Annotated in this window: 17 protein-coding genes; 10 read left to right on the top strand and 7 right to left on the bottom strand. The window is 70.5% G+C overall.

All coding sequences use genetic code 11. The features are described from left to right. A partial coding sequence (locus E1285_RS36255; RefSeq protein WP_207947083.1) for a restriction endonuclease occupies positions 1-2,111 on the top strand: 2,111 nt, incomplete at its 5' end. 36 nt (positions 2,112-2,147) lie between these two features. Here E1285_RS36255 and E1285_RS36260 read toward each other — a convergent pair. Then, positions 2,148-3,122, bottom strand: coding sequence for a WYL domain-containing protein (locus tag E1285_RS36260; protein WP_132159114.1), 975 nt, complete (start codon positions 3,120-3,122; stop codon positions 2,148-2,150). Between the two features lie 108 nt (positions 3,123-3,230). Here E1285_RS36260 and E1285_RS36265 point away from each other — a divergent pair, with 108 nt between their 5' ends. Further along, the gene (locus tag E1285_RS36265) at positions 3,231-3,731 is read left to right on the top strand and encodes a VOC family protein (protein ID WP_132159115.1); all 501 of its coding nucleotides are present in this window, start codon (positions 3,231-3,233) and stop codon (positions 3,729-3,731) included. 21 nt (positions 3,732-3,752) lie between these two features. On the opposite strand, the gene E1285_RS36270 is transcribed toward E1285_RS36265, so the two are convergent. Both E1285_RS36270 and E1285_RS36275 read right to left on the bottom strand, forming a co-directional pair. After that, positions 3,753-4,508, bottom strand: a complete 756-nt coding sequence (locus tag E1285_RS36270; RefSeq protein ID WP_132159116.1) for a hypothetical protein — start codon at positions 4,506-4,508, stop codon at positions 3,753-3,755. Positions 4,509-4,530: 22 nt separating this feature from the next. Then, a complete protein-coding gene (locus E1285_RS36275) occupies positions 4,531-5,202 on the bottom strand; it encodes a DUF998 domain-containing protein (protein ID WP_132159117.1) in 672 nt (223 codons plus the stop codon). Between the two features lie 79 nt (positions 5,203-5,281). On the opposite strand from E1285_RS36275, the gene E1285_RS36280 reads away from it, so the two are divergent. Then, positions 5,282-5,908, top strand: coding sequence for a TetR/AcrR family transcriptional regulator C-terminal domain-containing protein (locus E1285_RS36280; RefSeq protein WP_243723288.1), 627 nt, complete (start codon positions 5,282-5,284; stop codon positions 5,906-5,908). Between the two features lie 132 nt (positions 5,909-6,040). Next, positions 6,041-6,421 carry a VOC family protein gene (locus E1285_RS36285; RefSeq protein WP_132159118.1) on the top strand — a complete coding sequence of 127 codons (381 nt, stop codon included), beginning with the start codon at positions 6,041-6,043 and terminating at the stop codon, positions 6,419-6,421. A 12-nt stretch (positions 6,422-6,433) separates the two neighbouring features. Here the strand turns inward: E1285_RS36285 and E1285_RS46930 are convergent, their stop codons facing one another. Next, positions 6,434-6,844, bottom strand: coding sequence for a hypothetical protein (locus E1285_RS46930; RefSeq protein ID WP_207947084.1), 411 nt, complete (start codon positions 6,842-6,844; stop codon positions 6,434-6,436). A gap of 87 nt (positions 6,845-6,931) precedes the next feature. On the opposite strand from E1285_RS46930, the gene E1285_RS36295 reads away from it, so the two are divergent. The 5 genes from E1285_RS36295 to E1285_RS36315 all read left to right on the top strand — a co-directional run bounded on the left by E1285_RS36295 (position 6,932) and on the right by E1285_RS36315 (position 10,342). Further along, the gene (locus E1285_RS36295) at positions 6,932-7,456 is read left to right on the top strand and encodes a DUF3592 domain-containing protein (RefSeq protein WP_132159119.1); all 525 of its coding nucleotides are present in this window, start codon (positions 6,932-6,934) and stop codon (positions 7,454-7,456) included. A gap of 118 nt (positions 7,457-7,574) precedes the next feature. Next, positions 7,575-8,963, top strand: a complete 1,389-nt coding sequence (locus E1285_RS36300; protein ID WP_243723285.1) for a potassium transporter TrkG — start codon at positions 7,575-7,577, stop codon at positions 8,961-8,963. After that, complete coding sequence (locus E1285_RS36305) at positions 8,956-9,612, top strand: TrkA family potassium uptake protein (protein ID WP_243723286.1); 657 nt, start codon at positions 8,956-8,958, stop codon at positions 9,610-9,612. The genes E1285_RS36300 and E1285_RS36305 overlap by 8 nt, the downstream gene beginning before the upstream one ends. Before the next feature lie 140 nt (positions 9,613-9,752). Beyond that, positions 9,753-9,956: a hypothetical protein gene (locus E1285_RS36310; RefSeq protein ID WP_132159120.1), complete on the top strand. Its 204-nt coding sequence runs from the start codon at positions 9,753-9,755 to the stop codon at positions 9,954-9,956. Next, positions 9,953-10,342: a type II toxin-antitoxin system death-on-curing family toxin gene (locus E1285_RS36315; protein WP_132159121.1), complete on the top strand. Its 390-nt coding sequence runs from the start codon at positions 9,953-9,955 to the stop codon at positions 10,340-10,342. Before E1285_RS36310 ends, E1285_RS36315 begins: the two co-directional genes overlap by 4 nt. Before the next feature lie 37 nt (positions 10,343-10,379). Here the strand turns inward: E1285_RS36315 and E1285_RS36320 are convergent, their stop codons facing one another. After that, positions 10,380-11,522: an acyl-CoA dehydrogenase family protein gene (locus E1285_RS36320; protein WP_132159122.1), complete on the bottom strand. Its 1,143-nt coding sequence runs from the start codon at positions 11,520-11,522 to the stop codon at positions 10,380-10,382. Positions 11,523-11,638: 116 nt separating this feature from the next. On the opposite strand from E1285_RS36320, the gene E1285_RS36325 reads away from it, so the two are divergent. Next, entirely contained in the window at positions 11,639-12,340 is a 702-nt protein-coding gene (locus E1285_RS36325) for a MerR family transcriptional regulator (protein WP_132159123.1), read from the top strand. Between the two features lie 4 nt (positions 12,341-12,344). Here E1285_RS36325 and E1285_RS36330 read toward each other — a convergent pair whose 3' ends face one another. After that, positions 12,345-13,946 carry a polyamine aminopropyltransferase gene (locus E1285_RS36330; RefSeq protein ID WP_243723287.1) on the bottom strand — a complete coding sequence of 534 codons (1,602 nt, stop codon included), beginning with the start codon at positions 13,944-13,946 and terminating at the stop codon, positions 12,345-12,347. Beyond that, positions 13,943-14,533 (bottom strand): hypothetical protein (locus E1285_RS36335; RefSeq protein ID WP_207947085.1); only part of this gene is annotated, 591 nt, incomplete at its 5' end. The genes E1285_RS36330 and E1285_RS36335, both read right to left, overlap by 4 nt.

Here is a 14,533-nt window from a genome sequence, read left to right on the forward strand (position 1 = left end):
GGGTTAGGGCGAGGCGGCAGGGGTTCATGGCGGCGGTCGCGCAGATGCAGCGTGAAGCGGAGCGGGCGGAGGCGGCGCGGCGGCGGGCGGATGCATCCGCGCATCGGGAGGCGGCGCGGGCTCAGGCCGCGTACGAGCGGGCGCGGGCCGCTGACGAGAAGGAGCGCAAGCGCCTCTACTCCGAATCCCGGGCCGCTGAGGTCGCCGCGATGAACGAAGACCTCGCCCAGCGGCTGGAGGAGCTGGATTCCATCCTGGTCTCGGGGCTTCTCACCGACACCCGGTTCGACCTCGACAGGCTCAAGGAGAAACCGGATGTCGCGCCATTCAACCCTGGCCCCGCCGGCCACCCGGAGGCGCCGCCGCGGCCGGAGGCGTTCCTGCCGCCCCCGCCCTCGGGCCTGTCCAGGCTGGTGGGCGGGGCCCGGCACGAGGAGCAGGTCCGTCAAGGGCAGTTGAACTACCAGCGGGCCTGCGCCGAGCACGCCCAGCGCGAGCAGGCCCGTCAAGCCACGTTGGGCCGCCTCCAGCAAGAGCATGCCCGGCGGACGGCGGAGGCGGACGAACGAATCCGGCGGCAGCACGCCGAGGTCGAAACGATGAAGCGGGAGCTCGCGGCCGGGCGGCCCGACGCCGTCGTCGCCTACCTCGACCTGGTCTCGAACACCGTCTTCTACCCGGACGGGTTCCCGGCGCAGTGGCGCATGGCGTACGTGCCCGAGTCCGCCCGGCTCGTGGTGGAGTACGAACTGCCGGGCATCGACGTCGTCCCGACGGTCAAGGCGCACCGGTACGTCAAGACCTCCGACTCCGTCACCGAGACCAAGCGCCCCGCTTCACAGGTCAAGGCGCAGTACACCTCCGTCGTCAGTCAGGTGGCGCTGCGGGTCGTCCGCGACCTTTTCGAGAGCGACGCCGCCGGGCACGTCTCGACCATCGTCTTCAACGGCATGGTCAGCACCGTCGGCGCGGCGACGGGGCGTCCCGTGCGTCCGTGCCTGCTGACGCTGAGGACCACGAAGGAGACGTTCGCCGAGCTCGACCTCGCCCGGGTCGACCCGGCGGCCTGCCTGAAGCACCTCGGGGCGGGGGTCTCCCGGAACACCGCGGAACTCGCGCCCGTGCGGCCGGTGCTGGAGTTCAGCATGGTCGACCCGCGGTTCGTCGAGGAGACCGACATCCTCGGCGACCTGGACGAGCGGCCCAACCTCCTCGGGATGACCCCGACCGAGTTCGAGGGGCTGATCCAGAACCTGTTCACCCGGATGGGGCTGGAGTCCCGGCAGACGAGACCGTCCCGGGACGGCGGCGTCGACTGCGTCGCCTACGATCCGCGGCCGATCATGGGCGGCAAGGTCGTCATCCAGGCGAAGCGCTACAGGAACACCGTCGGGGTCTCTGCCGTCCGCGACCTCTACGGGACGCTGCAGAACGAGGGCGCGTCCAAGGGCATCCTCGTCACGACCAGCGGTTACGGCCAGGCGTCCTTCGACTTCGCGAAGAACAAGCCCATCGAGCTCCTCGACGGCGCGAACCTGCTGTACCTGCTCAAGGAGCACGCCGGGGTGGACGCCCGCATCGAGGCGCCGGACGGCTGGCGCGACCCGGCCCCCGACAGCGCCGTCCCGGACAGGGCCGCCCCCGCGAGCCCGCTTCCCGCCGGCGGCAACGTCCAGCTCTCCGCGTCGTCCCTCCTGTGCACCTTCGCGCTTCCGTCCCCCGACCATGATCCGTGCGCACTGCTCCTGGGAGCCGACCGTAAGGTCCGGTCCGACGCCGACTTCGTGTTCTACAACCAGCCGGTCTCCTCGGATGGCGCGGTCGATCTGGACACCGCGGCCGGCCGGCTGCGGGTGGACCTGGCCCGGCTGGCCACCGACGTTTCGGTGATCCTGCTGGTGACGAGCGGCCGGCCGGGCGCCGTCCGGCTCACGGTGACCGAGCAGGACGGCGCCGCCCACGCCGTGGCGGCGGACTCCACGACGGAGACGGTCATGATCTGCGCCGAGCTCTACCGCCGCCAGGGCGGCTGGAGGCTGCGGGCGGTGGGGCAGGGGTACGTGGACGGTCTGGCCGGTCTGGCGCGCGATCACGGCGTCGTCATCGAATAGTCCTGCTCGCGGGCGCGCCGGTCGGCGCGGCGCTGGTCAGTGGCTGGGCGCGGGGGTGGTGCTGGTGCCGGGTTGCAGGGCGGCCAGTTCCTTCCCGAGGCGGTGCAGTTCGGTCAGCAGAGCGGGGCCCTCGATCACTGCGAACGGGCATGCCAGGGAGAGCAGGAAGCGGGCGGTCCACCAGGGGTCGTCGTCGGACAGCCCGACGAGGGTGGACGTCCCGTCGGCGGTCATCCGGCCGGCGACGGACGGCGCCAGCCGTCTGGCCCGGTCGAGGGAGACGTCCAGCCGCACCAGCGCGCGGTTCTCGTGCGGTCCGAACTCCAGCGCCTGGGAGACCAGCTCGGCCGCGTCGGGTGGGTCGTGCAGGTGGAAGCGCACGCCCAGAGGCCGCGGATCGCTGACGCGGTCCACTCGCAGGACGCGCCAGTCGTCTTTGGCGACGTCACGAGCGACGAGATACCAGTGCGTGTCGGTGCGCACCAGCCGGTGGGGGTCGAGGTCGCGTCGTGTGCGCCGCCCCGCTCCGTCGCGGTAGGCGATCCGCAGGCGTTCCGTGCGCCGGACCGCCAGTGCGAGCGCGACCAGGGTGTCCGCGACGACCTCCTGCGCGCCGTGGCCGCCCAGCCGCAGCGGGTCCTGGCCCAGGGCGCTCACCTGCTGCCGCAGCCGCGGGGGAAGCGCGGTCTCCAGCTTGGCGATGGCGCTCGTGACGGCGTCGTCCAGCCCGGCGACCCCGCTCGTGGCGGCCATCCGCAGCCCCACCGCCACCGCCACGGCCTCGGCGTCCACCAGGGCCAGCGGCGGCAGCGCCCGGCCGTGCCCCAGCCGGTAGCCGCCCTCGGTACCGGTGGCCGAGTCCACGGCGTAGCCGAGGTCGCGCAGCCGGCCGATGTCGCGGCGTAGGGTGCGGGCGCTGACCGCGAGGCGCTCGGCCAGCTCGGTCCCGGACCACTCGGGACGGGCCTGCAGTAGCGCGAGCAGTTCCAAGCGCCGGTTGGTCGGATCCATGAGCCCAGTGTGCGCGTCTTGAGGTCAGGATCTGGCCGCAGCGTCCCTAACGTCATGAAAGACGCGAAACGGCGCCCCTGGACACCGGGGCCTACCAGAGGAGACCACATGACGAGCTATACCGCCGATGGCTACCCCACGGTGGCGCCGTGGGTCATCGTCGACCGGGCCGATGACTTCATCGAGTTCGCCCAGCACGTCTTCGGCGCCGAACTGAGGTTCGCCCCGCACTACCTGGACGAGGAGAAGACCCATGTCGGGCATGCCGAACTCCGGATCGGCGACTCGCTGATCATGCTGTTCGACCGGCAGGACGGGTGGGCGCCGACTCCGGCCTTCCTCAACCTCTACGTCCCCGACGCGGACGAGACACACCGCAGGGCACTCGACCGCGGCGCCGTCGAGGTGACGCGGCTTGCCACCAACGCCTGGGGGGCCCGGGGCAGCCGCCTGCTCGACCCGTTCGGCAATCTGTGGTGGATCAACACCCAGGTCGAGGATCCCTCCGAGGAGCAGATGGCCGAGCGGATGGAGCAGGACCACTACGCCGAGATCCTCACCGACGCGATCGGCACACTCGACCGGCACCTGCGCGACAGAATCCGCTGAGCGGCGCGGGCCGGGGGCGGCTTACTGCGGGCGGGTGAGGCGGACGTAGCCGTAGGGGTTGAAGAAGAGGTCGTCGTCTTCGTAGCGGTCGCAGGTGCCGGTACGCAGGATGTGGCGGGGGGCGTCCTCGGTCAGGCGGAAGCCGGCGCCGTCCTCGATCTCCTGCGCGCGGGGGTCGGTCAGGAGGTAGATGGCCAGCGCGTCCAGGTGCATGGCCAGTTCGGGGACGCCGTCCTCCGTCAGCTGCTCCTCGTCGACTTCGATCTCCACATCGGGCGCGCCGAGCAGGTGCATGCCGCAGCTGTAGAGGACCTCGCCGTCGTAGATCGGACGCTTCACCCAGGCTTCGACGAGCGTGCCGGCGAGTTCCTCGTCCTTGGCCTCGGCGGCCTGCTCGGCCAGTGCGAGCCAGCGGTCCCGGCCGTGCGCGGTTCCGCTGCTCTCGTTCTTCACCGCGGCGGCGCCGGAGCGCAGCAGCGCGGCCGTCGCCTCCAGCAGGCGCCGCGACGTGTCGGCCGCGAGACCCCGCATCATCGGCGCGGACAGCAGGTAGCCCACGGTGTCGTGGGACTCCACCGCGTCCCGGTCGGCATCCTCGAACGGCGCCCCCGCCATGCTCGCCTCGAACGCCTCCGGCATCCGGGGGTCGGGCTCGTCCTCGGAGTACTCGCGGTCGAGGACGAGCCCGCCGTACTCGCCGGCGACGCGTTCCATGTCCCCGAGCCCGAACCCGGAGCCGAGCACGCACAGGACATGGCGGGGGGTCACATCGGTCATCCCGGCACACTACCGGCCATGATCACTCCTTCGTGCCGAGTGCCTCCGATCGCCGGGAACGCAGCAGAAGGGTCGCCAGGGCGCCGAACCACGTGAACCCGATGGTGATGCTGATGCGCTGCCACAGGCCGTGGTAGGTGCCCGTGCCGGAGACGTCGTCGTACAGCTGGACGGCGATCATGAGAGTGGTCAGGGAGGCCACGGCGGTGACGACCGTGTACCACATCCACGGCCGGCGGCCGGGTTCGGCGGCGAGCCGGTAGGCGATCACGCCCATGGCGGCGGTCATCGAGATCCAGGTGGGGATCAGGTTGCCGTCGTGGGCGACGCCGGCGGCGGTCGGTTCGACGCTTCCCGTGCCGGGCGGATATCCGGGCTTGGGGTCGGCGACGAAGACCCCGGCCACGATGAGGCCCAGCCCGAACAGCGCCACCAGCGCCGGACCCGCCACCGCGCCGCGTCCGGGCGGGAGGGCTCTGCGCAGTCCGGCGGCGAAGCAGAGGGTGAGCGCGCCGGACACGGCGAAGTTCGTGATCATGACCCAGCCGCGGTCGCCGTTGGCCAGTTCGCTGCCGAAGTGGTGCAGCGCGTCGTAGTCCGGCCGGAGCATGCTCTCGATCAGCAGTACGGCTGCGAACAGGGCGGGGCCGAAGCCCCCGGCAAGCAGGGCCCGGGTCGTCCGGTCGCGTTCCATGAGCCTCCTTAGCGGTGATAAGCCCTTAGCGGCGATAAGGGTAGCCCTAGCGCTGCTAAGGTGACAATCCGTGAATGAGATGCGCGGCGACCACCGCGGCGCCCTGGACCGGGCGACCGTCGTCGAAGCGGCGTTGCGGCTGCTGGACGAGGTCGGGCTGGACGCGCTGAGCGTACGGCGGCTGGCCGCGGAACTGGGCGTCAAGTCCCCGGCGCTCTACTGGCATTTCCGCAACAAGCAAGAGCTGCTGAACGAGATGTCAGAGGCCCTGCAACTGTCACAGGACCTGTCGGGCCCCCGGTCCGGCGAGTCCTGGCGGCAATGGCTGGCGCGCCGCGCCCGCGAACGGCGCCGGCTGCTGCTGGGCCACCGCGACGGCGCCCGGCTCATCTCCGGCACCGCTACCGGCCCCACCGTGCTCGCCCGGTTCGACGCCGAACTCGCCGTGCTCGTCCAGGCCGGGCTCACCCCCGTCCAAGCCCTGCGGTCGGTGATGGCCATCGGCCACTACGTCACGGGGTTCGTGCTGGCGGAGCAGAGCGAGCACCAGGCCCAGGCGCCCGGCTTCACCGCCCCCGGCCTGCTGGCCGAGCGGGCACCGCACCTGGCCGCCGCCATCGGGTCCGGCGGCGACCCGCAGGGCGAGGACGCCTTCGAACACGGCCTCCGGATGCTGATCTCCGGCCTCGCCGGGCACGAGCGGTGACCCGCGGGCGACCGGGGGCGGTGCCGACGCCCAGAACGAGGCGCTCATCGGTCCCGGGGTTGACCTCTAGTTAGGTTGAGGACGCAGGGTTGGGGTGACGGTCTGAACCGCCAGACCTTGTTTGGAGGAGCCATGTCCATTCAGCTCGATCACATCATCGTCCCGGCCGCGGACAAGAGGGCCTCCGCCGAGTTCCTCGCGCGCATTCTCGGGCTCGAGGCGGGCGCCCAGACCGGACCGTTCGTACCGGTCACGACCGGGAACGGAGTCACGCTCGACTTCATGGACGCCGACGGGTTCCGGCCGCACCACTGCGCCTTCCTGGTGCCGGACGGGGAGTTCGACGCCATCTTCGCGAGGATCAAGGAGTCCGGCGCCCGCTACTACGCCCACCCGGACGGCTCCGGCGCAGGCGAGATCAACACCCGTGACGGCGGACGCGGTGTCTACTTCACCGATCCGGGCGGGCACGCGATGGAGGTCCTCACCGTCCCGTACGGGGGATGGAAGTAGGAGACCGCCGGATCACGGACGGTTGATCAACCGGATCACGAGCTGGCCGACGGCCAGGTAGATCAGCGCGGCGAACCCGTAGTTCAGCACGACGCCGAGTTTGGCGTCTTCGGGGGTGAAGACGTCGCCGAGGCCGAGTACGAGGACCTTCGCGACGTCGTAGACGCCGTTGACGAAGCCGTTGCCCTGGTTCGCGCCGGTGAGCACGAACAGGATGTGCAGCAGGAAGACCGCCACCACGAGGCCGACGACCGTCCGGATCACGTTGGCGACGGCCGCGCCGCCGTCGCGGCGGCGGGGGTCGCGCGGGTGAGGCCGGTAGGGGTCCTGGCCGTAGCCCGGGGGTGGGTTGTGGGGTCCGGGGCCGTACGGAGGCTGGTTGTGAGGGCCATGACCGTACGGAGGTTGGTTCGGAGGCGCCATGGCCCTGCATTCTAGGCCTACCCGTGCATTCCGCCACAGGCCCAGGACGGTTGATCAGGGACGGTGTGGACTGGTTCAGTTGAGGGGGTGGGATCGCACAAGGGAGGCCGGGCCAAGCGGGGGCGGTTCATGTGGGCCCGCTGGATCCTCATCGTGGTCCTTTGCGGCGGAGGCGTCGTCATCGCGCTCTGCGTGCCGATCATCGGTTTCAGCTTGCTGGCCGACGGCGTGGAGGAGATGGGCGCCGCGTCGGCGCTCAGCGATCGGGGGCGGCACACGATCGGAACGGTCCAGGACACGCGGGCCGAGAGCAGCGGGCCGGGAAGCGGTGTCGATCACTACATGCTGGTCGGGTTCGCCGCGCCGGACGGCGGCCGGCACGACGTCTGGGTGTCCGGGGAGAAGGACGTGGGCGACGCCGCCCGGGTGCTCTACGACCCGCGGGATCCGGAGGTCGCCATCACCGGATCGGTGACGGGGAAGCGGGTGGACGGCATCGTCCACATCATCGGCGGCGCGATCATGTCGATCGGCGTGCTCATCGGGTATGCCGTAGGGGGCTGGTCCAGGCTGCGCAGCGGCCGGCCCAGAGGAGCCCACGGCATCACGTAGCCGCGGCAGGGGCGGGTTGAGCTCACGAGAGGCCGATAACATCCCTTTTCGGCCGCCCCGCTGGGGCCGTCGACCTGATGTGTGGTGATATGTCGCAGGGCGGCCGATCGCGGCGGGGGTGTGTGCGCTGTTCCGACGGGAGTTGCGGCGGTGGTCGAAGCCGCGCGGCAATGCGCTGCTGGAGCGTTTCAACCATCCGGCGCAGGTCGTGGTCACCGGGTTCGTGGTCACGATCCTCACGGGCACGCTGCTGCTGTCGCTGCCCGTCGCCACGACGGACGCCGGTTCGGCCTCCCTCGTTGAGGCGCTGTTCACCGCCACGTCGGCCGTATGCGTGACCGGGCTGGTCGTCGTGGACGTCGAAACGCACTGGTCGACGTTCGGCGAACTCGTCATTCTCGGGCTGGTCCAGGTGGGCGGGCTCGGGCTGATGACGCTGGCGACCCTGTTCGCGATCCTGCTGTCGGGACGGCTGGGGCTCCGGGCCCGGATGGCGGCCCAGGTGGAGACCAAGACCCTGCGGATGACCGACGTTCGCCGCGTCGTCCGGCGGGTCGTCATCTTCAGCCTGGCGTGCGAGGCGGCGGTTGCGGTGGTACTCACCGCACGGCTGATCATCGGCTACGGCGAGTCGCCGGGCCGCGCCGCCTACCTGGGCGTGTTCCACGGGATCTCGGCGTTCAACAACGCCGGGTTCACGCTGTGGCCGGACAGCCTCGTCCGGTTCGCGGCCGACCCGTGGATCATCCTGACGGTCTGCGCGGCGGTCATCGTCGGCGGGCTCGGCTTCCCGGTGGTGTTCGAGCTGGCCAGGGATTGGCGGCGGCCGGCGGGCTGGTCGATACTCACGCGCGTCACGCTGGCCGCCACGGCGGCGCTGCTGGCGGGCGGAACACTGATGCTGTCGGTGGCCGAATGGAACAATCCCGGCACCCTGGGGGCACTGCCCGAATCCGACCGGATGCCGTCGGGCTTCATGATGGCGGTGATGCCGCGCAGCGGAGGGCTCAGCAGCGTCGACACCTCGCAGATGCTGCCCGAGAGCTGGCTGGTCACCGATGTGCTGATGTTCATCGGCGGCGGCAGCGCCGGAACCGCCGGCGGCATCAAGGTCACCACGTTCGGGCTGCTGGGTTTCGTGCTGTGGGCCGAGATGCGCGGCGAGGCGCGCGTGAACGTGGGCCATCGCAGGCTGCCCGACGGCACCCAGCGCCAGGCGATCTCCATCGTGCTGCTGGGAATCGGCATGGTCACCGCCGGGACGTTCACCCTGCTCGCGATGACCTCCCATACGCTGGACCGCGTGCTGTTCGAGGTCGTGTCGGCGTTCGGTACCGTGGGCCTGTCCACAGGAATCACCGCCGAGTTGCCGCCCGCGGGGCAGGTGCTGCTGGTGGTGCTGATGTTCGTCGGCCGCATCGGTCCCCTCACCTTCGCCACCGCGCTCGCGCTCCGCGAGCGCACCCGCCGCTACGAACTGCCCGAGGAGAGACCCATCGTTGGCTGAGAACCTCCCGGTTGTGGTGATCGGCATGGGCCGGTTCGGCTCCGCGCTCGCCCTGGAACTGGCCCGGCGCGGCACCGAGGTGCTCGCCATCGACAACCGTCCGAAGATCGTCCAGGCGCTGGCCGGACGGCTGACCCACGTCATCACCGCCGACGCCACCGACATCGACACGCTCCGTGAGCTCGGGGTGGACGAGTTCTACCGGGCCGTGGTCGCCATCGGCGGCGACCTGGAGGCCAACATCCTGGCGACCTCGCTTCTGGCGGAGCTGGAGATCGACGACATCTGGGCCAAGGCCGTCACCCACCAGCACAAACGCATCCTGGAACGGATCGGCGCCCACCACATCGTGCTGCCGGAGCACGACATGGGCGAACGCGTCGCCCACCTCGTCGGCGGCCGCATGCTCGACTACATCGAAGTGGACGAGAACTTCGCTCTGGCCAAGACCCACCCGCCGAGAGAACTCGTCGATGTCCCCTTGGGAGAGACCCGCCTGCGCTCCAAGCACGGCGTGACCGTCGTGTGCGTGAAGCCGGTCGGCGAGCAGTTCACCTACGCCACTCCCGACACCGTCCTGCAGTACGGCGATGTCATCCTGGTCGCCGGCCCCATCGAAAAGGTCGAACGCCTCGCCGACCGCACCTGACCACGTTCGCGCGCCGCGAGAGGAACGGGGGCCTCGGCCGTCGGTTCGCCCGGCGGTCAGAGCTTCAGGGCCGTCCGGCTTTCGGGCGCTTGGTATCGTCCCTAGTACCACTTGCTGAACCACAATCGAGGAGTGTCCGAGTGGCCTTCGCGGCGCGCCTTCCCGCTGATCTGGACGCCTGGCTGGACGAGGTGGCCTCAGCGGAACACCAGTCGAAGAACGCGATTCTGATCACCGCGCTGGAGGAGTACCGGCAGCGCCGCGAACTCGCCCACGTCCTGCGGCTCGCCGACGAGACCGGCGAAGATCACCGGAGCCTCCTGGACCGGCTGGGCGACGCGTGAGCGTTCGCTATCTGACGGCCGAGGAGATCATCGCCGTCGGCCGCCGGATCGTGGACGGGAATCTCAACGTCCGTGACTACGGGCTCGTCGCGTCCGCCGCCGCGCGGCCCTCGACCACGGCCTTCGGCACGGACCCCTACCCCACGCTGCTGGAGAAGGCCGCCGCGCTCCTGCATTCGCTCACCACATCGCACCCGTTCACCGATGGAAACAAGCGCGTGGCCTTCGCCGCGACCGATGTCTTCCTCAAGCTCAACGGAGCACGATTCGATCCCTCGGCCGAGGAGGAGTTGTTCACGACCGTCTTGGACGTCGCGACGCACGTCCTTGACGACGTTCCGGCCATCGCCAAACGGATCGAGCCGCTCATCCGGGCCGCCGGCTGAGCCGGGGCGCGGCGGGCGCGCCCCGGGCGGGGTGGGATCAGACGCCGAGGGAGCGGCCGATGATCTCCTTCATGATCTCGGTGGTGCCGCCGAAGATGGTCTGGATGCGGACGTCCTGGTAGGCCTTGGCGATCGGGTACTCGGTCATGTAGCCGTAGCCGCCGTGGAGCTGGACGCAGCGGTCCACGACCCGCTTGAGCAGCTCGGTGTTCCAGTACTTGAGCATCGCCGCCTCGTCGGCGGACAGCTCGCCCTCGCCCTCCTTGACGATGCACTCGTCGGTGAAGGCGCGGGTGACGGTCAGCTCCGTCTTCATCTCGGCGAGGGTGAAGCGGTTGTGCTGGAACTTGCCGATGGGACGGCCGAACGCCTCGCGGGTCTTGCAGTACTCCAGGGTCTGCTCGAACGCGACCTCGGCGGCGGCCTGGGCGGTGGCGCCGATGGAGAGGCGCTCGCGGGCGAGGTTCTGCATCAGGTAGATGAAGCCCATGCCCTCCTCGCCGAGGAGGTTCTCCTTGGGGACGCGGACGTTGTCGAAGAACAGCTCGGCGGTGTCCTGGGCGTGCATGCCGACCTTGTCGAGGTTGCGGCCGCGTTCGAAGCCGTCCATGCCGCGCTCGACGGCCAGCAGGCTGACGCCCTTGGCGCCGGCGGACGGGTCGGTCTTGGCGACGACGATGACGAGGTCGGCGAGGATGCCGTTGGAGATGAAGGTCTTCGAGCCGTTCAGGACGTAGTCGTCGCCGTCCTTGACCGCGGTGGCCTTGATGCCCTGCAGGTCCGACCCGGCGGCGGGCTCGGTCATCGCGATCCCGGTGATGATCTCGCCGGAGCAGTAGCCGGGGAACCAGCGGGCCTTCTGCTCGTCATTGCAGAGCTGGCGCAGGTAGCCGCCGTTGATGTCGTTGTGGACGGCGAAGCCGGGGCCGTGCACGCTCGCCCTCGCCAGCTCCTCGTTGAAGATCACGTAGTAGCGGTAGTCGTCGTTGCCGCCGCCGCCGTGCTCCTCCGGCATGTCGATGCCGAGCAGGCCCGCGCGGCCGGCCGCCAGCCACACCTCACGCGAGACGATCCCGTCCTTCTCCCACTGCTCATGGTGGGGGGCGATCTCCTTCTCGATGAAGGAGCGCACCATGTCACGGAACGCCTCGTGCTCGTCGGTGTAGATACTCCGTCCCATCCCGCGGTCTCCCTCGGTAAGTGCTCGTGGTGGATGCTCGTGGTGAATGCTCGTGGTAAGTGCTCGCTGATACAAGTTTAATGTAACACTGGCACTGTCATATAGAGGGAGGCGGGATGGAGCTCACCGTCGACGAGCTGGCCTCGCGCGCCGGGGTCACCGTCCGGACCGTGCGGTTCTACGCCGGGCGCGGCCTGCTCCCGCCCCCGAAGCTGCGCGGCCGGACGGGCCTGTACGGCGCCGACCACCTGGCGCGGCTGGAACTCGTCCGGGAGCTCCAGTCGCTCGGGCTGACGCTGGCCTCGATCGAGAAGCACCTGCAGAGGATCCCGCTGGACGCGCCGGCCGAGGACCTCGCCCTGCAGCGCGCGCTGCTGTCGCCGTGGGCGCCGGAACGTCCCGAGGAACTCGACCGGCACGGGCTGGACCGGCGAGCCGGGCGGCACCTCGACGACGACCTCCTCAAGCGACTGGAGGCGCTCGGCGTCGTCGAACTGCTCTCGGACGACACCGTGCGCGTCGTCAGCCCGGCGCTGCTCGGCATCAGCGCCGAGCTGGCCGCGCTGCCGATGCCGCTGGAGACCCTGGTCGCCTCGCACGAGGCCGTCGACCGCCACACGACCGCGCTGGCCGACGAGCTCCAGCGGGCCTTCCAGGACACGGTCGTCCGGCCCTACCGGGAGGGCGGCCGCGCGCCCGAGGAGCGGGAACGGCTCATGGAGATGGCCGGAAAGCTGAAGCCCCTGATGATCCAGTCGCTGGTGACGTCGTTCCAGCGGGCCGTCGACAACGCCATCCGGCGGTCGGTGCCCGACTGAACGCTCAGGCGTCCTTCCACTCCTGCTGCTGGTACTCGACCAGGCGCGGGTGGACGAGCGTGTTGGTCTCCACGTCGCGGCTCCGGCGGTCCTTGGGGAAGACCGTCGAGGCCTGGAGGAGCGCCTCGTCCATGAAGCGGAGCTTCGGGGCGTCGGACGCGAGCTTGAGCGCCGGTGGTTCCTCCGTAGGCGCCGCCACGACGTAGCCCCAGTCACCGAAGCTCGGCACGTCCACGTGGTACGGGACCGTCGCGAGGCCGGCGGCGGCGATGGACTTCTCGATGCTCCAGTACGACTTCGGCGCGAAGTACGGCGAACCCGCCTGGACGACCATCCGGCCACGCGGCGCGAGCACCCGCTTCACCAGGCCGTAGAACTCCACCGAGTACAGCTTGGCGGTGGCGACGTCGTCGGGGTCGGGCATGTCCACGATCACCGTGTCGAACTGCTCGTTCAGGCCGCGCAGCCACGAGAACGCGTCGGCCTCGACGGCCCTGGCGCGCGGGTCCTCGAACGCGTGCCCGTTGAGGGACGCGAGAGGCTCGTAGGTGCGGGCCAGGCGCAGGACCTCCGGGTCCAGCTCGACCAGCGTCGCGCTCCGGACGCCCTTGTAGCGCAGCACCTCGCGGAGCGCGAGACCGTCCCCGCCGCCGAGGATGAGGACCCTGCCGTGCGGGCCGGACATGATCGGGTGGACGAGCGACTCGTGGTACCGGTACTCGTCCACGGAGGAGAACTGGAGGTCGCCGTTCAGGAACAACCGCATGTCGGGCCGGCCCGACATCGACACCTGCCGGGTGACGACGATCTCCTGGTACGGGGTCTTCTTCGACAGCACGATCGGGTCCCGGTACAGGACCTGGCGGGCGGAGACCTCGAACTCGTCGGCCAGGGCGTACGTCCCGCCGAGCACGAGCAGCACGGCCGCCATCCCCGCCCAGAGCGCCGCCTGCGTCGCGCGGCCGACCTCCTTGCGGAACAGCCACAGCACCACCGCGGTCCCGGCGACCACGTTGACCGCGCCGACCAGCAGCGCGCCCTTGATGTGCCCGAACATCGGCAGCAGCAGGAACGGGAAGGCCAGCCCGCCGATCAGCGCGCCGACGTAGTCGGCGGCGAACAGGTCGGCGACCGCGGCGCCCGCCTCCTGCCGCCGGATCCGCTGCAGCAGCGTCATCAGCAGCGGAAGCTCCGCGCCGATCAGCGCCCCGACCAGGAACGCCACCACGACCAGCGCCGGGGTGTACAGGCTGAGCCACGCGAACGCCGCGTACAGCGCGAGCACCGACAGCCCGCCGACCAGCGCCAGCGCGGCCTCCACGATCGCGAACGCCACCACCGGCCGGTGCCGCAGCGGCTTGGCGAGCAGGGAGCCGATGCCCATCGCGAAGACCATGACCGACAGCACGATCGACGCCTGGGTGACCGAGTTGCCCATCAGGTAGCTGCCCAGCGCCACCAGCGCCAGCTCGTACACCAGCCCGCAGGCTGCGCACGTGAACACGGACGCCAGCACCAGGGTGCGTGCGGCCCGAGCCGGAAGGCTGAGCCGGGTCGGGGCTGCGGCGCCCTCCGGCTCGGCCTTCACGGCGGTGTCCTCCGTCACGAACCGCTTCTCCGGAGGCTCCGGACGGCGCCGACCACGAGCACCACGACCGCGGACCCGATCAGCACGATCCCGATCACCGACCAGACACCGCGCGCGGTGACCGAGGACTCGGCCAGCCTGTCGTTCGCGGACGGCTCCGCCGCGGGCGGCGCGGTCTCCGCGGGGACGGCCGGGGCCAGTTCCTCCTCGGCGACCAGCATCGGCAGCGCGCCGATGGCGTCCCGGAGCCTGGCGGTCCCGGCCTCGCCGTCGATGTCGTCCTCACCGGTCTGCCCGAGCCGGCGCTCGAACCGGAACTCCCGGAAGCTCTCGTCGAAGCTGTTCTTGATCTCGAACCTGCCGGACAGGAACTCGTTGGACGAGGTCAGGTAGCTGTAGTCGGCTTCGAGGACCACCCACTTCGGGCACTGTCCCGGCACCTGGCGCGGGTCCTTGCCCGGTCCGAGGTTGGACCCGTACTCGACGCCCGGGAGGCTCAGGGACCGCAGGTCGTCCTCGATCTCCGCCGCCATGGCGGGATCCGGTCCGGCCGGCGCGGTGGGCGAGGGGACCGGCGCGGTGGGCGAGGGGACCGGCGCGGTGGG

Origin of the sequence: Actinomadura sp. 7K507, from assembly GCF_004348425.1 — a bacterium.
In the GTDB taxonomy this organism is placed as follows: domain Bacteria; phylum Actinomycetota; class Actinomycetes; order Streptosporangiales; family Streptosporangiaceae; genus Spirillospora.